At 46.4% G+C, this 19,031-nt stretch carries 17 protein-coding genes; 10 read left to right on the top strand and 7 right to left on the bottom strand.

Annotated features, from left to right (window positions below):
- Positions 1 to 293 precede the first annotated feature (293 nt).
- The 6 genes from mdh (at position 294) to lpdA (ending at position 9,065) form a co-directional block, all read left to right on the top strand.
- Positions 294 to 1,256, top strand: coding sequence for a malate dehydrogenase (gene mdh / locus ICL80_RS15810; protein ID WP_194213693.1), 963 nt, complete (start codon positions 294 to 296; stop codon positions 1,254 to 1,256).
- A 39-nt stretch (positions 1,257 to 1,295) separates the two neighbouring features.
- Positions 1,296 to 2,465 carry an ADP-forming succinate--CoA ligase subunit beta gene (gene sucC / locus ICL80_RS15805; RefSeq protein ID WP_194213692.1) on the top strand — a complete coding sequence of 390 codons (1,170 nt, stop codon included), beginning with the start codon at positions 1,296 to 1,298 and terminating at the stop codon, positions 2,463 to 2,465.
- Positions 2,465 to 3,337: a succinate--CoA ligase subunit alpha gene (gene sucD / locus ICL80_RS15800; protein WP_194213691.1), complete on the top strand. Its 873-nt coding sequence runs from the start codon at positions 2,465 to 2,467 to the stop codon at positions 3,335 to 3,337. Before sucC ends, sucD begins: the two co-directional genes overlap by 1 nt.
- 43 nt (positions 3,338 to 3,380) lie before the next feature.
- On the top strand, positions 3,381 to 6,284 hold the full coding sequence (locus ICL80_RS15795; protein ID WP_194213690.1) for a 2-oxoglutarate dehydrogenase E1 component: 2,904 nt from the start codon (positions 3,381 to 3,383) through the stop codon (positions 6,282 to 6,284).
- A gap of 43 nt (positions 6,285 to 6,327) precedes the next feature.
- Positions 6,328 to 7,587 carry a 2-oxoglutarate dehydrogenase complex dihydrolipoyllysine-residue succinyltransferase gene (odhB, locus tag ICL80_RS15790; RefSeq protein ID WP_194213689.1) on the top strand — a complete coding sequence of 420 codons (1,260 nt, stop codon included), beginning with the start codon at positions 6,328 to 6,330 and terminating at the stop codon, positions 7,585 to 7,587.
- Positions 7,588 to 7,658: 71 nt separating this feature from the next.
- Positions 7,659 to 9,065: a dihydrolipoyl dehydrogenase gene (lpdA, locus tag ICL80_RS15785; protein ID WP_194213688.1), complete on the top strand. Its 1,407-nt coding sequence runs from the start codon at positions 7,659 to 7,661 to the stop codon at positions 9,063 to 9,065.
- 64 nt (positions 9,066 to 9,129) lie between these two features.
- Here the strand turns inward: lpdA and ICL80_RS15780 are convergent, their stop codons facing one another.
- The 5 genes from ICL80_RS15780 to ICL80_RS15760 all read right to left on the bottom strand — a co-directional run bounded on the left by ICL80_RS15780 (position 9,130) and on the right by ICL80_RS15760 (position 12,745).
- On the bottom strand, positions 9,130 to 9,573 hold the full coding sequence (locus ICL80_RS15780; RefSeq protein ID WP_194213687.1) for a universal stress protein: 444 nt from the start codon (positions 9,571 to 9,573) through the stop codon (positions 9,130 to 9,132).
- A gap of 84 nt (positions 9,574 to 9,657) precedes the next feature.
- Complete coding sequence (locus ICL80_RS15775; protein ID WP_194213686.1) at positions 9,658 to 10,155, bottom strand: methylated-DNA--[protein]-cysteine S-methyltransferase; 498 nt, start codon at positions 10,153 to 10,155, stop codon at positions 9,658 to 9,660.
- Positions 10,148 to 10,708: a bifunctional transcriptional activator/DNA repair enzyme AdaA gene (locus ICL80_RS15770; protein ID WP_194213685.1), complete on the bottom strand. Its 561-nt coding sequence runs from the start codon at positions 10,706 to 10,708 to the stop codon at positions 10,148 to 10,150. Before ICL80_RS15770 ends, ICL80_RS15775 begins: the two co-directional genes overlap by 8 nt.
- A gap of 408 nt (positions 10,709 to 11,116) precedes the next feature.
- Positions 11,117 to 12,064 carry a tyrosine recombinase XerC gene (locus tag ICL80_RS15765; RefSeq protein WP_194213684.1) on the bottom strand — a complete coding sequence of 316 codons (948 nt, stop codon included), beginning with the start codon at positions 12,062 to 12,064 and terminating at the stop codon, positions 11,117 to 11,119.
- Between the two features lie 27 nt (positions 12,065 to 12,091).
- Positions 12,092 to 12,745 (bottom strand): COQ9 family protein, encoded by a 654-nt coding sequence (locus tag ICL80_RS15760; protein ID WP_194213683.1) that lies wholly within the window; start codon positions 12,743 to 12,745, stop codon positions 12,092 to 12,094.
- A 277-nt stretch (positions 12,746 to 13,022) separates the two neighbouring features.
- Between ICL80_RS15760 and rpsU the strand changes: the two genes are divergently transcribed.
- Positions 13,023 to 13,241 (top strand): 30S ribosomal protein S21, encoded by a 219-nt coding sequence (gene rpsU, locus ICL80_RS15755; protein WP_194213682.1) that lies wholly within the window; start codon positions 13,023 to 13,025, stop codon positions 13,239 to 13,241.
- Between the two features lie 124 nt (positions 13,242 to 13,365).
- On the opposite strand, the gene ICL80_RS15750 is transcribed toward rpsU, so the two are convergent.
- A complete protein-coding gene (locus ICL80_RS15750) occupies positions 13,366 to 13,671 on the bottom strand; it encodes a hypothetical protein (RefSeq protein ID WP_194213681.1) in 306 nt (101 codons plus the stop codon).
- Between the two features lie 229 nt (positions 13,672 to 13,900).
- Positions 13,901 to 15,562 (bottom strand): thiamine pyrophosphate-binding protein, encoded by a 1,662-nt coding sequence (locus ICL80_RS15745; protein WP_194213680.1) that lies wholly within the window; start codon positions 15,560 to 15,562, stop codon positions 13,901 to 13,903.
- Between the two features lie 358 nt (positions 15,563 to 15,920).
- On the opposite strand from ICL80_RS15745, the gene ICL80_RS15740 reads away from it, so the two are divergent.
- The 3 genes from ICL80_RS15740 (at position 15,921) to ICL80_RS15730 (ending at position 19,025) form a co-directional block, all read left to right on the top strand.
- Positions 15,921 to 16,724 (top strand): MBL fold metallo-hydrolase, encoded by an 804-nt coding sequence (locus tag ICL80_RS15740; protein WP_194213679.1) that lies wholly within the window; start codon positions 15,921 to 15,923, stop codon positions 16,722 to 16,724.
- Positions 16,725 to 16,910: 186 nt separating this feature from the next.
- On the top strand, positions 16,911 to 17,876 hold the full coding sequence (locus ICL80_RS15735) for a DUF2336 domain-containing protein (RefSeq protein ID WP_194213678.1): 966 nt from the start codon (positions 16,911 to 16,913) through the stop codon (positions 17,874 to 17,876).
- A 135-nt stretch (positions 17,877 to 18,011) separates the two neighbouring features.
- Positions 18,012 to 19,025, top strand: a complete 1,014-nt coding sequence (locus ICL80_RS15730) for a DUF2336 domain-containing protein (protein WP_194213677.1) — start codon at positions 18,012 to 18,014, stop codon at positions 19,023 to 19,025.
- The last annotated feature ends 6 nt before the right edge of the window (positions 19,026 to 19,031 follow it).

Raw genomic sequence — 19,031 nt, 5'->3', positions numbered from 1 at the left:
AAAGCAGCAGAAAAATGTTAAAAAGGCTGGAAAATATCCTAAATATGCAATTTATAAGATAAAACTAGGGTGAGTATTGCAGAAACTGCATGGCTGGTGCGATAAAAAGACGTATCTGTTGTTGTGTTTTTTCAATAAGGTAACGTTTCTTCAACTAATCACACGGATTGTAGGGTATTCATGGCTTGTGTCTGTTGGGCAAACACGGTAGTTACCACATTGATTATTCTTTCGTTTTTAGTAGGTGGCTGTACCACTAGGCGGCTACCCCAATTTATGGCTGGAGCATTTTAATGGCACGTAAAAAAATTGCACTTATCGGTGGCGGGCAAATTGGTGGCACATTGGCACACCTCGCAGCACTGAAAGAAATGGGCGACGTTGTACTGTTTGATATTGTTGAGGGCTTGCCGCAGGGTAAAACTCTGGACCTTTCACAGTCTAGCCCGGTTGAAGGCTTTAATTCAAAGCTTAAAGGTGCCAATGATTATGCTGACATTGCAGGCGCAGATGTTGTGATTGTGACAGCCGGTGTGCCAAGGAAGCCGGGGATGAGCCGTGATGACCTTCTTGGCATCAACCTGAAAGTTATGAAGGCAGTAGGTGAAGGCATCGGCAAATATGCGCCAGATGCCTTTGTTATTTGTATCACAAACCCACTTGATGCGATGGTTTGGGCGCTTCAGCAATTCTCTGGTCTGCCAACAAATAAAGTATGTGGTATGGCGGGTGTTCTTGATAGCTCACGCTTCAGTCATTTCCTTGCAGAAGAATTTAATGTGTCTGTGCAGGATGTAACATCATTTGTGCTTGGTGGTCACGGCGATACAATGGTGCCGCTGATACGCTATTCAACTGTTGCCGGTATCCCGGTGCCAGATCTTATTAAAATGGGTTGGTCAACTCAGGAAAAAATCGATCAGATTGTTCAGCGCACCCGTGATGGCGGCGCAGAAATTGTTGGCCTTCTTAAAACCGGTTCTGCTTTCTATGCGCCTGCGACAAGCGCAATCGAAATGGCTGAAAGCTATTTAAAAGATAAAAAACGGCTTCTGCCATGTGCAGCTTTCTTAAGCGGTGAATATGGGCTCAGCGACATGTACGTTGGTGTTCCTGTTATTATCGGTGAAGGTGGCATCGAGAAAATTGTTGAGATTGAATTACAAGGCGAAGAAAAAACTGGCTTCGATCATTCTGTGAACGCTGTAAAAGGCTTAATGGATGCATGTCAGAACATTGATTCTTCACTTGCTTAATTATAAAACAGGGACAATCCAGGAGGATATGGATTCACAATGAATATCCATGAGTATCAGGCGAAAAGCCTGCTAAAAGAATACGGGGCACCCGTGCTGGAAGGCGGCGTGGCTTATACTGCGGCTGAGGCAGTAGATGCGGCAAAAAAACTTGGCGGCCCGGTTTGGGTGGTTAAGGCGCAAATTCATGCCGGTGGTCGCGGTAAAGCGGGCGGCGTGAAAGTGGTTAAGTCGCTTGATGCAGTTGAAGCAGCGGCAAAAGAACTTATCGGTAAAGTCCTTGTAACGCACCAGACTGGCCCAGAGGGCAAAGAGGTTAAGCGCGTTTACGTTGAAGACGGTTGCGCGATTAAAAAAGAATTTTACCTCTCTATGCTTCTTGACCGTGCGAGCGGCAAACTTGCCATTATGGCATCTACTGAAGGCGGTATGGATATTGAGGAAGTTGCGGAAGCAACGCCTGAAAAAATCTTCACTGTTACAATTGATGCCGCAACAGGGTTGCAGGGCTTCCACTGCCGTAAGGTTGCTTTTGGCTTAGGGCTTGATGGTGCGGCTGGTAAAGCGTGTCAGCAAGTGGTTTCATCACTGTATGCTGCATACGTCGCAAAAGATGCTGCCATGCTTGAAATTAATCCGCTTGTTCTTACAGAAGACGACAAGATGGTCGTTCTGGATGCAAAAATGTCATTCGATGGCAACGCTCTGTTCCGTCACCCTGATGTTCGCGAACTGCGCGACGAAAGCGAAGAAGATCCAAAAGAAATTGAAGCTTCCAAGTATCAGCTAAACTATATCAGCCTCGACGGTTCTATTGGCTGTATGGTGAACGGTGCTGGTCTTGCTATGGCAACGATGGATATTATTCAGCTTAAAGGTGGTTCACCTGCTAACTTTCTTGATGTTGGTGGCGGCGCAACAAAAGAGCGTGTTACAGAAGCTTTCAAAATCATTCTGTCTGACGACAATGTTGAGGGCATTCTGGTAAACATCTTTGGAGGCATTATGCGCTGTGATGTTATTGCTGAGGGTGTTATTGCTGCTGCCCGCGAAGTTGCGCTTTCTGTGCCGCTTGTTGTCCGTCTAGAAGGTACAAATGTTGAACTTGGCAAACAGATTATGGCTGATAGTGGTTTGCCGATTATCTCTGCTGACGATTTAAACGATGCAGCTGAGAAAATCGTTAAAGCCGTGAAGGAGGCCGCGTAATGTCTGTTCTTGTTGGAAAAAACACGAAAGTAATCTGTCAGGGATTTACCGGCGCTCAAGGTACCTTCCATTCTGAGCAAGCGATTGCTTATGGCACACAAATGGTTGGTGGTGTAACGCCCGGTAAAGGCGGCCAAAAGCACCTTGATTTGCCCGTTTTCAATACTGTTGGTGAAGCAAAAGATGTAACAGGGTGTAATGCCTCTGTTATTTATGTGCCACCACCATTTGCAGCGGATTCAATCCTTGAAGCGATCGATGCTGAGATTGAGCTGGTTGTTTGTATCACGGAGGGTATTCCTGTTCTTGATATGGTGCGTGTTAAACGCGCTCTTCGAAACTCGAAAACACGCCTTGTTGGTCCTAACTGTCCTGGTGTTATTACGCCTGGTCAGTGTAAAATTGGCATTATGCCGGGCCATATCCATAAGCCAGGTAATGTGGGGATTGTTTCCCGTTCAGGTACACTGACATACGAAGCGGTTGCACAGACAACGGCTGCAGGCCTTGGCCAAAGCACATGTATTGGTATCGGCGGTGATCCAGTAAACGGCACCAACTTTATTGATTGCCTTGATATGTTCCTTAGCGACCCTGATACACATTCAATCATTATGATTGGTGAAATTGGTGGTTCTGCAGAAGAAGAAGCTGCCCAGTTCCTTAAAGATAGTAAAGTTAAGAAACCTGTAGCAGGCTTTATTGCGGGTAGAACAGCACCTCCGGGCCGTACAATGGGCCATGCTGGCGCTATTGTATCTGGTGGCCAAGGCGGCGCTGACGACAAGATCGAAGCCATGCGCTCTGCTGGTATTATCGTGTCTGATAGCCCTGCGGCTCTTGGTACTACACTTTTGAAAGCAATTGGTTAATTACGAATAGGGGGGCGCGGTGACAAGCACCGCGCCATAAACTATGGGTGCAGATCTGGACCGTATCGCGGCATTAGAGGGTGTTAGCCCTCAATTTGTTGAATCCCTGTATGATCAGTATGTCAGTGACCCTTTGTCACTGGATCAAGGTTGGCAGGACTACTTCAGTGCCCTTGAAGCGGGTATCAGTGCATCAGGCCCAAGTTGGGCACGAAATGATTGGCCTCTGCGACCGGATGATGACCTGACAACAGGCCTTGATGGTTCAGATATGTTTATTGAAAGCACCTCCGGTAAAACGGTAGGTGCTTCAACGTCTGCGGCAGATATTCGTGCCGCAACAATTGATAGTATTCGCGCTCTTATGATGGTGCGGACATACCGTGTGCGTGGCCATCTTATGGCTAACCTTGACCCATTGGGTTTGGAAGAACGTCCTAAAAATCCAGAGCTTGAACCTGCATCGTATGGTTTTGGTTCTGGCGATATGGATCGTCCAATTTTTATGGACGGTGTTTTAGGGCTTGAGGTTGCCACTATACGCGAGATTATCACAATCCTGAAGCGGACATACTGTTCCAATTTGGGTGTGGAATTTATGCATATTAATGATCCAGATGAAAAATCCTGGATCCAGCGTAAAATTGAAGGTCGTGATAAGGAAATACATTTTACCGACAAGGGTAAAATTGCGATTTTGAATAAGCTTATTGAAGCTGTTCAGTTTGAATTATTCCTAGGCAAGAAATACACTGGCACAAAGCGCTTTGGCCTTGACGGCGGCGAAGCAATGGTTCCTGCGCTTGAGGCCATCATGAAAACCGGTGGCCAGTACGGCCTTGATGAAATAGTTATTGGAATGCCGCACCGTGGGCGCCTTAATGTGCTTGCCAATGTGATGCAAAAACCTTACCGGGCCATTTTCAATGAATTTCATGGCGGCTCGTTCAAGCCTGACGATGTGCAAGGTTCTGGGGATGTGAAATACCATCTTGGTACCAGTGCCGACCGTGAATTTGATGGTAACAATGTGCATTTGTCACTGAATGCAAACCCGTCTCATCTTGAAGCTGTTAACCCGGTAGTGATTGGTAAAACCCGCGCCAAGCAGGAACAGAAAAAAGATATTGAACGTAAAACAACGCTTTCTCTGCTTTTGCATGGTGATGCGGCATTTGCTGGGCAAGGGGTTATCGCGGAATGTTTTGGCATGTCTGGCCTGCGGGGTTACAACACTGGCGGTACGATCCACTTTATCGTTAATAACCAGATTGGCTTTACAACAAGCCCGCAGTATGCGCGCTCTAGCCCATACCCTTCTGATGTTGCTAAAATGGTGCAGGCACCGATCTTCCATGTGAACGGTGATGACCCGGAAGCTGTGGTTTTTGCAACAAAGCTTGCAACAGAATTCAGGCAGGAATTTAAGCGCGATGTGGTTATTGATATGTTCTGTTATCGCCGGTTTGGCCATAACGAATCTGATGAGCCATCTTTCACGCAGCCGCTGATGTATGCAGCGATTAAAAAGCATCCAAGTGTTGTTAAAATATACTCAGAGAAATTGATATCTGAAGGTGTGCTAACGGCAGAGCAGTTTGCTCATATGGAATCTGAGTTTGTTAGCTACCTTGAGGACGAGTTTGAATCAGCAAAAGATTATGCTGTGAACAAGGCAGACTGGTTTGAAGGCAAATGGCAGGGCCTTGGTCTTGCTGATCAAGATCATGAAAAACGCCGCGCTGAAACTGGTGTATCAGAAATTATGCTACGTGAAGTTGGCGAGCAACTTACCGAAGTGCCGGAAAACTTCAATATTCACCGCACGCTGAAGCGGGTTCTGGAAAACAAACAGAAAATGTTTGAAGAAGGCGCTGGTTTTGACTGGGCTACAGCGGAAGCTCTTGCTTTTGGTACATTACTGCGTGAAGGGTACGGCGTTCGTCTTTCTGGGCAGGACTGTGGACGAGGAACCTTTAGCCAGCGTCATGCGGTGTTTGTCGACCAGAAAACTGAAAATCGTTATGTGCCGCTTGATCAGGTTAATCCGAATGCGCCGTTTGTGGTGCTCGATAGCCATTTGTCAGAGTTTGGCGTTATGGGCTTTGAATATGGGTATTCTATGGCCGAGCCGAACAGCTTGACACTATGGGAAGGCCAGTTTGGCGATTTTGCCAACGGCGCGCAGATTATTATTGACCAGTTTATCTGTTCTGCTGAAGCTAAATGGCTTCGGATGTCTGGCCTTGTGCTGCTGTTACCGCATGGTTATGAAGGGCAGGGGCCTGAGCATTCGTCAGCACGGCTTGAGCGTTACCTGCAGCTTTCCGCCGAAGATAACTGGCAGGTTGTAAACTGTACAACACCAGCAAACTATTTCCACGTTCTTCGGCGTCAAATGCACCGCCAGTTCAGGAAGCCGCTGGTTATTATGACACCAAAATCGCTGCTGCGGCATAAACGCTGTGTTTCCAATCTTGAAGACTTTGGACCTGGGTCACAGTTCCACAGGGTTTTCTGGGATCATGCTGATATTGAAAACGGTGGTTCAATTAAGCTGAAGGCGGATAACAAAATCAAACGGTTGGTGCTTTGTACCGGCAAGGTTTATTACGACCTTCTTGATGAACGTGATAACCGCAATATGGACGACACATATTTGCTGCGTGTGGAACAACTTTACCCCTTCCCTGCAAAAGCGCTTGCAGTGGAATTAGCGCGCTTCAAGAATGTTGACCGTGTTGTTTGGTGTCAGGAAGAGCCACGTAATATGGGGGCATGGTCTCATATTCATGAACCATTAGAAGATGTTCTGCTGGAACTGAAAATGCCTGTAACCCGCGCCGTTTATGCAGGGCGTGCAGCGAGCGCTGCAACAGCAACTGGTTTGGCATCAAAACATGCGGCGCAGCAAGCAGCACTTGTTGATGAAGCGCTAACAATATAAGTACGTGTAGTGTAGGGACACATAAAGTTTAGGAGCACAAAAGGTGGCAATCGAAGATATTGTAATCCCGCAAATGGGCGAATCTGTTGCCGAAGGCACAGTTGGTACTTGGCTTAAGGCTGTAGGTGAAGCTGTTGCCCAAGATGAACCGATTGTTGAAATCGAAACAGATAAAGTGGCAATGGAAGTTCCTAGCCCTTTTGCCGGTGTCCTCAAAGAACAGCTGGTTGCTGAAGGGGATACAGTAGAAATCGGCGCACTTATTGCTCGCGTTGACACAGAAGGTTCGGCGTCAGCTGCTCCAAAGGCTGAAACGCCTGCTCCTGAAGCTGAGTCTGCACCGTCGCCAGCACCACAATCTAAAACTGCTACAGAGCCAGCAGCTTCTGCACCAGCGCAGACCGAAGCGCCAGCTAGCTTGATGCCTATGTCTCCAGCAGTTCGCCGGATTGTTGACGATTATAATCTGGATCCGTCGTCCGTTACAGGAACGGGTAAAGATGGTCGCTTGACAAAAGCTGATGTTCTTGCCGCCATTGAAAGTGGCAAGGCGCGCACACTATCTGCCCCAGCAAATGCCGCCGCGGCCCCTGTTGATACAGGCCCGCGTGAAGAACGTGTGAAAATGACACGGCTTCGTAAAACATTGGCACAGCGCCTGAAGGATGCACAGAATACGGCTGCCATGCTAACCACCTATAATGAGGTGGATATGACAGCAGTGATGCAGGCACGTGAGAAGTATAAAGACTTGTTTGCGAAGAAACATAGCATCAAGCTTGGTTTTATGAGTTTCTTTACAAAAGCATGTTGTCTTGCGCTGCGGGAAGTACCTGCTGTGAATGCCATGATCGACGGTGAAGAAATTGTGTATCATAATTATGCAAATATTGGTGTTGCTGTTTCTGCACCGAACGGTCTTGTTGTGCCGGTACTGCGCGATGCGCAAGATATGTCGTTTGCAGGCACTGAGCTTGCAATTGCCAACTTTGGTAAAAAGGCGCGTGACGGCAAGCTAACGATTGCTGAAATGCAGGGTGGTACGTTTACTATTTCTAATGGCGGTATTTTTGGGTCTCTGATGTCTAGCCCTATTCTGAATGCACCACAGTCTGCTATTCTTGGGATGCATAAGATACAGGACCGCCCAGTCGCAATTAATGGTCAGATTGAAATTCGCCCAATGATGTATTTGGCTCTGTCTTATGACCACCGTATTATTGATGGCCGTGAAGCGGTTACTTTCCTTGTCCGTGTTAAAGAGGCGCTGGAAGATCCAACCCGCCTTCTATTGGATATGTAGGATTGCTATAAAGTTATTAATGGGTGGGGTTTTGGTTTGCTCCGCCCATTCGTTTTAAAAAGGGACAAAAAATGTCGGATGTATTTGATGTTGTTGTAATAGGCTCTGGCCCTGGTGGATATGTGGCAGCGATACGCGCCGCGCAGCTCGGCCTAAAAACAGCCTGTATTGAAAAGCGCGAAACGCTTGGGGGCACTTGCCTTAATATTGGCTGTATGCCCTCAAAAGCCTTGCTGCATGCATCGCATATGTATGATGAAGCAAATCACGGTTTTGAGCAGTTTGGCCTGTCTGTTAAGGGGCTGGACTATGACATTGAAAAGGTTCTGGCCGTAAAAGACGAAACTGTAAAAGGCCTGACTGGCGGTATTGAATTTCTTTTCAAGAAAAACAAAATTGAATGGATTAAAGGTACTGGTAAATTCAGTGCCAAAGATACTATTACTGTTGCCCTGAATGATGGCGGTACGCGCACGGTGAAAACCAAAAACGCAATCATTGCAACAGGTAGCGATGTTGCAAGCTTGCCGGGCATTGAAATCGATGAAAAAATTATTGTGTCTTCAACCGGTGCCCTTGACCTAAACCCGGTTCCAAAGAGCATGGTAGTGATTGGTGGCGGCGTAATTGGGCTTGAGCTTGGCTCAGTGTGGCGCCGGTTTGGTACAGAAGTAACGGTCATTGAATTTATGGACCAGCTTCTGCCTGGTATGGACATGGAAGTTCGGAAAAACTTTGGGCGTATTTTGAAAAAGCAAGGCATGAAGCTTAACCTTTCTTCCAAAGTGACGGCGGTTGAAAAAACCAAATCTGGTGCGAAAGTAACCTTTGAGCCTGTAAAGGGCGGGGATGCAACGACAATCGAGACAGATGTCGTGTTGGTTTCTGTTGGACGCAGACCTTATACTGCGGGCCTTGGGCTTGAGACTATCGGTGTTGAAATGGACGACAGGTCCCGTATTAAAACAGCACATGATTTTTCCACAAATGTGCCGGGTGTATGGGCAATTGGTGATGTGATTATTGGCCCTATGCTTGCTCATAAAGCGGAAGATGAAGGCATTGCATGCGCTGAAAATATCGCAGGGTTAACAGGTTATGTGAACCATGATGTTATTCCGGGCGTTGTCTACACATATCCTGAGGTTGCAAGTGTTGGTAAAACCGAGGAAGAGCTTAAAGATGCTGGTGTTTCCTATAACGTGGGTAAATACCCCTTCACAGCCAACAGCCGTGCAAAAGCCAACAAATCTACAGAGGGTTTTGTAAAAATATTGGCCGACAGTGAAACTGATCGTGTGCTTGGTGTTCATATCATTGGTGCAGATGCGGGTAACATGATTGCGCAGGCAGCTATAGCAATGGAGTTTGGCGCGTCATCAGAAGATATAGCTCTGACATGCCATGCGCACCCAACAGAAACAGAAGCTGTTAAAGAAGCAGCGCTTGCTGTGCATAAGCGCACTATCCATATGTAATCAGCTTAAAAGCTTATTTAAAAGCCCCGCTTTTGCGGGGCTTTTTTTGTGGGTGTAGCTTAGGTTAGGGTACAAGTGTTATGGGTACGCCGAGTGTATGGGCAAGCGTATTAGCAACGCTGCCAAGGATCAGGTCAGAGATTTTAGACCGGCCACGGCGACCAACAAATACCTGTGCCGCTTTTAGTTTTTTTGCCCGATCATGGATTACTTCGCTAGGGTTCCCCCAGTGATATTCGGTGCTGATATCAATTTTGGTATCCTTGTATTTATCGTATAACGGATCAAGCACGTTTTTTTTTGCAAGATCTTCTTCAATGCCTTTATCAATAGGCCGATAAGCGATTTCATCCATCGTTAATGGCTGAAACCCTGACCAAGGAATAACGGTAATAAAGATAATGCGGGCATTTTCTTTTGATGCTTTTTCTACAGCAAAAGCCGCGGCCCTGTCACTCCATTCACTACCGTCAACGGCTACAAGGTACAGTGATTTGTCTTTGCTCATAATATACCCCCTTTCAAGATATGGTTTAGGAATATTACATGCTAATGATGGGACGTTCTTTGATTGTTGTCAAATCAGAGGGAGCTAAAGCGCATTCTCATGTGCTAACAGCCACTCTTTACGCTCTATGCCGCCTGCATACCCTGTTAGGCTACCATCTGCACCAATAACGCGGTGGCAGGGGTGAATAAGACATACCGGGTTCCTACCATTTGCCCGCCCAATAGCACGGGCGCCAGACTGCAGTTTTTTGGCAAGCATGCCATATGAAGTAGTTGTGCCTACAGGGATTTCTCGCAGTGTTTTCCAGACGGTTTTTTCAAAAACTGTACCTTCTGGTTCTGACACTAAGGTATTCAAGGCGCCTAGATTTCCAGAAAAATATTGCTGAAATGCGGTTAAAATAGGTTCAGGAAGCGCGCCGTGGGTAATTTGTACCGCAGTGTAAAACCGGTCTATCTGCTTTGTGATGCGCTCTGGTTTATCAGAAAATTCGCAGATAAGAATGATACTTTCTTTTGTAAGCAGCGTTAGGGCTCCAACGGGGCTATGATATTCCGTGTATATATAGGTGTTATGCATGTTCTTTTCTCCAGTTGCTTGGGCTTAGGCCGTAGGCAATCTTAAAAGCAGCATTAAAGCGTCGTAAGCTTGAAAAACCAGATGAATAGGCAATATCTGTGATGCGTGATTTTTTGTCAGTCAATAATGTAAGTGCCAATTGCAGGCGTTGCTCTTGCCGTACATCAAGCGGGGATTTACCAAGATAGTGCTGAAAGAGCCTGCGTAGGTGTCTGTCTGTGATACCAAGACTATCTGCAACCTGTTCAATGGACTTATCGGATAAGGGAGTTGCCAGTATCCTGAGCGCCCGCTCCAGTGTGGCCTGTGTACCTTTCCATGCGGGGCTACCTTCGCGTGCTTCGGGGCGGCACCGTTTGCAGGGCCGAAAGCCTGCCTTTTGTGCGGCATCAGCTTTTGGGAAATACAAAACATTTTGTGGTTTTGGTTTTGGTGCAGGGCATACAGGCCTGCAATATATACCGGTTGTTACAACAGCAAAAAAGAGCCGGCCGTCGAAAGTAGGGTCACGGTTTAGCAAGGCTTCGTAAAGGATGTTGTGTGTTTCTTTCATGCAACCGACTATATCTGTTTTTCATGAAAAAACTCGCTATTTTCGGACCTCTATTTAAGGCATTTTAAATGCTTGCAAATAGCTTACCTGCTAGCGCGAGCATAATCATTACCAGTAAAAAAGGGGGGATATGCAAACGGGGAATGCCTACTTTGGCTTTCATCACCTTTGCAAAATGAAGGCAAGAATTTGTGCAGCTAGTAATGGCAAGTAAGGAAGCTATGAATGTGCAGGATTTTAACGCAAAATAGCCCTGAATGTGCGGCCATAACCTTAATACGGCAAGGGCTATTAGAATAGAAAATAATCCAAGCGCACAATAAAGGCACGTAACAGCCCAGCCGCGGAATCGGTCAATCTGATTACTTGAATTTGTCATCTCAGTGCCTTGATAAACTATTGCTATGGCTATTTCCTGCGAAAGCTTTGATCATATACGGCTTTTAAGCGGGCACTGTCTACCTCTGTATAAATTTGGGTGGCCTTAAGGTCTGTGTGGCCAAGCAGTTCCTGAATAGTGCGTAGGTCGCCGCCGCGTGACAAAAGATGTGTTGCAAAGCTATGGCGCATAGCGTGGGGCGTTGCTGTTTCAGGTAGCCCAAGGGCAATGCGTGCGGCCTGCATTGCAAGCTGAACTAAGCGCGGTGATAGACGGTTGCCCCGAACACCTACAAACAAGGGCATGTCAGCTGTTAGAATGAAGGGGCATAGTTTAATATATGTGTCGATTGCTGTGCGTACGATAGGCAGAACCGGTACAATGCGCTCTTTCCCACCTTTCCCACTGATCCGCATACTGTCTGATTTTGGTATATCGCAGACATTAAGGGAAAGCGCTTCACTGATACGCAGGCCACAGCCATAAAGAAGGGTAATAACGGCTGTATTTCGAGCTGCAACCCAGCTTTCAATGTCTTGCTCGGTTACTGTTTCAAGGAGTGTTTTTGCGCCGTCTTCTGAGAGGGGGCGAGGCACACGGTGTGGAATCTTGGGCGCCTGTATTGCTTTAATTGCATCATTATTAATGTTTTCTACGCGGGCTAAATAGCGGTAAAAGTTTCGGATGGACGATAACGCTCGTGCGGTAGAGCGTGCAGATAGTTTGTTGCTGCGCAGTTTAGCTAAAAACGCTCGAAAATCACGTATTTCAAGTTTTTGTAAAAGCGTCAGTGTTACATTTGCACCGCGATATTCTGTAAGCAGCTTAAAAAAGCTATTCATATCGCTTATGTAGGCTGAAACTGTATGGTCTGACATGTGGCGCTCACTCGTCAGGTATCGTACCCAGCGGTTCATGGTCGCGGCAGTTTCTGTGTCGAGAGACACGAGGGGTATGATATTTTGCCTGCCTGTCATGCCCGTTGCCAATCCATATAACCGGGGTTATAGCTGTGGGTAGCGTAGACGCCCTAAAAACCTTGATAATGAAGGTATATGAGCGGTCGTGCGGCGCATATCATATTTGGTTTTTTCAATTTTCATGACATCTTCAATCCGGCGATCCAAAAACGCCCATGTCTCAGTATAGCCGTCAGAATCATCGTTTAACCAGTATAACAGTACGGCACTGTATACAGCGCATAAGGTTGCTCGCTTTGTATACCAGTTGTGATCTGTTGAGGTGTCACCGGCGGCGCGCCACATAATGTCGGCAGTGTTCCAGAGCGCCTTACTGCCTAGGGCAATGTTTTGGGGTAGGGCTAGGGTTGCTAGGCCACGTCTTACGGCTTCTCTGTTAACCAGTTGCTCGGTTAGGCGTGTGCGGATAGCTATAGTGATTCGGTCTCTTATCTTCATTGTGGGCAGCTTCATCTCTGCAAGCTCGGCTGCGAGTAGGGCGTCCGCCTCAGTCAGGTGATATTCTAAAACCTCTATAGCACCGCGTGGGAAAGCAAGTTCGGCAAGCTCAAATGATATACCAATATCACTAGCTGCGGCTTTCAGGGATTTGACCGACCAGCCATCAAACGGCACATGTAAAAGCATTGCCTTTAGGAGCGGCTGGCGCAGTTCTTCTGGTGTTTTATCACATGTCATAGGTTTTCCTTGCCTTTAAGTAAGCCTACTCTTTTAGAACGATATCATCAAGCCACCATATAATGAGCTGACATAGAGCCACGTTTTGCATTGCCTAAAAAATGTGGTATAGTCCGTCAGGAAATAAAAGGCAGTGTACCTTTTTTGAGGGTGCAGAAGCCTTTTTCGTGATTTTAACTTGTGCGCTATAGTTTGCTTTGCTATATGGCCGGGGCCCAGTGAGTGTGCGCCCGACTTGCCACTTGCGAATTATGGCTATGAAAGGAGTGAGAAACCCATGGAGGTTTCCGTTCGGGATAACAATGTGGATCAAGCTCTTCGTGCCCTGAAGAAAAAACTTCAGCGTGAAGGCGTATACCGCGAAATGAAGATGCGTCGCTTTTATGAAAAGCCATCTGAAAAGAGGGCTCGTGAGCAGGCCGCAGCAGTGCGCCGTGCCCGCAAGCTGGAGCGTAAGCGCCTTGAGCGTGACGGTATGGTAGTTCGTACTCGTTAATTCGATACCAACACCACATGAATAAAAAGCCTCGCAGATTATGTCTGCGGGGCTTTTCTATGATGTGATAACGATCAAATGAGCCGTTTTTGTTGGTGCAGCACCTAGCCGTTGGAGGGCAGGGTTAGTAATGATTATTCTGCTCAATCTCTGGTAACTGCATTAAACGCTTTGGCATTTGCCGGTCATTCTCAGCCCTAAGAAAGGCACCATAAACAGGGTTGTGGGCAACGACTATTCTCTCTGCTCCCTGATCTTCGCGGTGCATAAAAAAAGCAAACCTACCGCTTTGAATACTGGAAATAGCTTCTTCTGCTGAAATAGACCACGGTGTTCCATCAGGCATTGTGCCGCCAATATGTGTTACCTGATGACTAGGGGGTTTTTGGGCATCTGTTCTTACAAACAAGACTTTGTGTTTTTGGACCATATATGTTTCCGCTAATTGGGATGACGGGTTTTATTTTTCCTATGCCTGAATAGGTAAAAATTACTCCAAAACTCATGTGAAAAATAGCAGTGTTAAATTTCCAATTTGCAGTACAGCTTTGAAAAATTATCTTAAATTATACGTTAAATGTAACTATTCGACTCGGCATCAAAGCAAAGACGTCACAGCAATAGGCCGTGACGTCTTAATGCTTTTAATGGCGACTGCTTTACCTGTTTTGAAGTGCAGACAGGGTTGTTGTTGGTGCTATAGCTTCAGGGTCCACCCGAATTTCAAGCAACGCAGGTTTGCCAGCCTTTAGGGCACGTTCCAGTGCTGGTGCAAAAGCTGTAGTTGATGTAACAAGTTCTGCTTGCACACCGAAGCTTTCGGCAAATTTGACAAAGTCAGGGTTGGTCAGGTCAGTTCCTGACGTTCGCCTTGGATATTCACGTTCCTGATGCATCCTGATTGTGCCATACATATTGTTATTAAAAACCAGAAATACAACATTGGCTCCGTACCGGACGGCGGTTGCAAGATCTACTGCGTTCATCATGAAACAGCCATCACCAGATATAGAGATAACCGTTTTTTCAGGGTGTGTGAGCTTGGCACCTATGGCAGATGGCACACCGTAGCCCATAGCCCCAGAAGTGGGGCCTAACTGGCTAGGAAAACTTCTGTATCGATAGAAACGGTGTAGCCAAGAAGCATAATTACCTGCGCCGTTACAAACAATAGCATCATCTGGTAATGTTTCCCGCATATAACGGTACAGGTCAGATAACTGCACATCTCCAGTATTTGCTATGGGGGTGGTCCATTTTTCAAAGGACGCTCTCGCTTCTAATGTATCTTTCTTCCAGGGGTTCGAGCCCGCGAGTTTCATGGATGCGAGGAAAGGTGCAATGGTAATGGGTGTTGCATTAATTGCTAGATCTGGCTGATAGACGCGTCCCAGTTCCTCTGCTCCCTGATGAATATGAACAAGAGTTTGGTCCGGCACCGGCACTTTTAAACGATTGTAGCCATCCGTTGTCATTTCACCGAGGCGAGGACCAAGAACTATCAGCACATCGGCATCTGTCATGCGTTTAATCAATGCCGGGTTTGCACCGATCCCCATATCACCAATATAATTTGGATGATTGTTATTGAACCTGTCTTGGCAACGAAAGGAAACAGTCACGGGGATATGGTTGTTTTCGGAGAATTGTTCAATTTCATGCACTGCAGTGGCAGACCAACCGCTGCCCCCCAGCATAAGAAGGGGGCGTTCTGATTTTTCAAGAAGCGCTTTCATACTAGCCATATCAGCTTGCCCGGGGTGTGCAAGCGTGGGTGTATATGGCATTGATTGCTGTTCACCACATAGTTTTCTGAGCATATCCTCTGGTAAAGCAAGTGCGACAGGCCCAGGCCGGCCTGATGTTGCAACACGGAAAGCGCGGCCCACATATTCAGCAATGCGGTTAGGGTCTTGAATTTCGGCGGTCCATTTTGTCACTTCACTTAAAAAGCGACGATAATCAATCTCTTGAAAGGCCTCTCTATCCATTTGGTCAGAGGCAACTTGCCCAATAAACATAATCATCGGTGTGCTGTCTTGGTAGGCGGTATGCAGGCCTATAGAGGCGTGGGTTGTACCGGGTCCACGTGTGACAAAGCAGATGCCGGGTTTGCCCGTTAGTTTGCCATATGCTTCTGCCATGTTAGCAGCACTTGCTTCATGGCGGCATGTTATAAAGGGCAATTTGTTTGATACATCGTGTAAAGCATCAAGAACGGCAAGATAGCTTTCGCCTGGCACACCAAATGCAATGTTGGCTTCGTTTGTTATAAGGGCGTCAACAAGCGCTTTGCCCCCAGTGATTTGCTCAGTTGTCATAGTCCCTCCATACGGCAACTTCTTCTTCCCCATGAAATGTTCTGGTCTGAACACAGAAGTAGCCTTCATAACCGAGTTTAAGCCTACATTTTGCTAACATAAATAATCATAATGAACAAAAGCGTGTATTTCATTTGCCAATGTGCCGGAAACCTTGGTGAAATGACACGGCTTTGCGGTGCTGGATTTTTTGTGATTGGTCACTAGGGTGTGAAGAGGGTTGATATGACCTTTGTAATATTGTCATTCTAAAGTTCTAAGCATAGAACCTCTTACAAGCTGAACTAGAGTGAATGATTTGGGCGAAATAAAACGACAATATTATCAGCCTGTTAGAGTTGCGAAGGGTATTAGTTGTGTGCTTGCTAATAACCCAAACGCTTATACAGGGCCGGGAACTAATACCTATATTGTAGGCGAAGAAACACTGTGGATTATTGACCCGGGGCCAGAAGACATCCGCCATGTTGATGCTGTTTTGGCAGTTGTTGATGGCAGACCTGTGGCAGGTATTTTAGTAACCCATACCCATATGGATCATAGCCCAGCAGCGCACTTGCTGAAAGCTGCAATGCAGGCCCCAACATATGGGTATGGCCCCTTATGTCAGCTCATTGCCGCAGAAACAGAAGAAGATGTTGATACTTGCTTTTCTCCTGACAACAGTCTTAGCCACGGAACGGCTATTGGTATGGGACGGTGGCGTGTCATAGCTCTCCATACACCGGGGCACTTTCCTAATCACATGTGTTATGTCTTGCCGGAGCAGGGTGTGTTGTTTTCTGGCGATCATGTCATGGCTTGGTCCACGACAGCGATTGTACCGCCGCTTGGTAATTTTCTGGACTATATGAATAGCCTTGACCTGCTGGAAAATGTTCATGCTAACCTTATGTTGCCCAGCCATGGATGCCCTGTTTATGCACCGTTTGAAAGAATTGATGCAGTGAGGAAGCATCGGCACAAAAGGCACAATCAGGTAAGAATGTGCCTGCAGGCTGGAGTTGGGGACGTGCATGCTATCGTGGGCAGCATATACAAGGATGCCGATTTAACACCGAGTTTATATAAGGCCGCATATGGATGTGTGCAGGCCCATATAGACCATTTGAATGTTCAGGGTATAGGTGACCCGCTTGAGCAGGCAATTGTTGAAGCTTAATCTTATTGGTAAAACAGTGTTCTATGTCTAATTAGTTAAAATTTTATTCAAATTAAATGTAAGTATAGATAAGTATAGTTTAAATAAATAAAATTTTATCGAAGTATTGACTATTTTTAAAAACAATTGCGATATCTTGGCGTAAATCAAGGTTTCTGCCAGCACGGCAGATATGGAGTAGAAGCCATGCAGTTCGCAAGTGCATCATTAGTAGATGCAGTAAAAATGGAAAAGATCCAGCTGGCCAAACGTATTGGTCAGTACCTTAACGCTGATCAGGCGGATGAGGACCGTGCGCTGATAGAAGATATTGCGCGCAAGCTTGCGAGTGACATTTCTCGGCAGGTCCGGGAAGTACTGGCCTATGAATTGCGCCGCTGCAATCGCTTGGTTCCTGACCTTGCAGAAAAAATAGCCAAAGATGTTGAAGAAGTTGCTGGGCCGTTTCTTCAGGAAACGAAGGCAATCTCTGATAAGGCAATGGTTAAACTTATTCCACAACTCCAAGAATATGCGCGGGTTGCTCTAGCGCGTAGAAATGATTTAAGTGACGAAGTGCTTGGTGCTCTCATTGAAAGCGGGCGGACAGACAGTATAGCAACACTCGTGAGGAACGACAGAGTTGTTCTTGCTGAGCCTGTTTGTGGAACACTGGTAAACCGCTTTTCAGATAACATCTGGATTATGGATCAATTTAGCGCTCGCGCCGATTTGCCCCTTTCCATTGTAGACCGGATTATGGATAAAGTTTCTGATCATTGTCGGTCAATCATGCTTAATCATTATCCAGTACGTTCTGATGTTGCAGCTATTATTTTTGATAATGCAAAAGTTGAAATGATTTGGAATCAGGTGCGTAAAATTGACGATACGCAAATTCATGCTGTTGTTTCAGAACTGCGCACCAATCAGCGCTTGAACCCTGCAATCGCTATTGAAATGGCTAAAAAAGGCAGCCTTGCGTTTTTGGAAAGCATGCTTGCACTTGAGGCTGGTATGACAATTCAGCGTGTACGCGATATTTTGCGGTTGGAAGATAAAACATCTTTTGTGCGTCTTATGCATGCTGCAAAAGTTGGTGAGAAGCTAGCGCCTGCTATTCTGAAACTGGCTAAAGAAAACTATTCTGTGCCAGCGGGAGGCAAGGCATGACATTCATTACAGTTTCTGGTTTTACATTTTTTGACACTGGTGTGTTGGTGGCTGCTCAATTATCATTTTTTTTACTCTTATGCGGTAAGTTAATACCCGGTGGGGCGTCGGTACAGAGTGAGGGTATAAAAAGATATGTCCGTATTCAGTGCAGCAGGCCCATTGGTGATGAGTAGGTTAGGGACAGTTGACGTTGTAAATGCTGCAACGCTTGAAAAGCTGGTGCTAACCCAGAGAGTTTCTAGTTTTTTGGCGCGGCACACCGACGATGAAGAACGGGTTGCAATAGAAAATGTTGCCCGGATGCTTGCACAGGATATGTCTATACAAGTGCGCGAATCACTGGCTTTTGAATTGCGGTCCTGCAAATCGCTGCCTTTTGATCTAGCTGCTAAAATAGCAACCGATGTTGAAAGCGTTGCAGGCCCTTTTCTTGCTTCCACTGAAGCCTTTAATGACGCCGAGCTTGCAGGGCTTATTCCTCAGCTTGAAGAACATGCACATGTAACATTAGCGCGCCGGTCTGACATAGGGATTGCTACATGTCATGCCATTGTTACTGTTGGTAATGAAAAGCCGGTAAGTTTTTTAGTGCGGAATAATAAAATTGTTTTACATGAGCAAACATGCTCGACAATCCTTAATCGTTTTAGGGGTAATGAAACTATACTTCAGCATATGACAAAGCGGGTTGATTTGCCGCTTTCTATTGTTGAGCAGCTGATATTGTTGGTTTCTGCTGAATATCAGGATATTTTAGTTAAGCATTATAGCGTTACAGAGACTGTAGCGCAGCAAGCTATTAAGGCGGCCCACGGTGATATTATGTGGCAGCACCTAGAGCATGCTAGCCCGGCTCAGATACATGCCTATGTGATCGACCTAAGAAAAGCCCGGCGCCTGTCACATGATGTGATGATAGAGATGACAAGCCGTGGTTGCCTGCCGTTTCTGGAAAGTGTTCTTGCCCTTGAGGCAGGCTTAACGCTAGGTGCTGTTCGTGAGCGCCTTTACGGTGGTAATATGGTGTCTTTTGTCGGCCTTATGAAAGAAGCTAATGTAAGTAAAGCAGACGCACAAAGGTTGAGGCAAATGGTTTTGTTGCATGGCGGTAGCTCTGGTTGGCAGGCTATGAAACGCCCCAATTAATGCATG

Source organism: Kordiimonas pumila (assembly GCF_015240255.1).
Taxonomy (GTDB): domain Bacteria; phylum Pseudomonadota; class Alphaproteobacteria; order Sphingomonadales; family Kordiimonadaceae; genus Kordiimonas; species Kordiimonas pumila.
The sequence above is the reverse complement of the archived record's forward strand: the minus strand, read 5'-3'. Positions and strand labels throughout refer to the sequence as shown.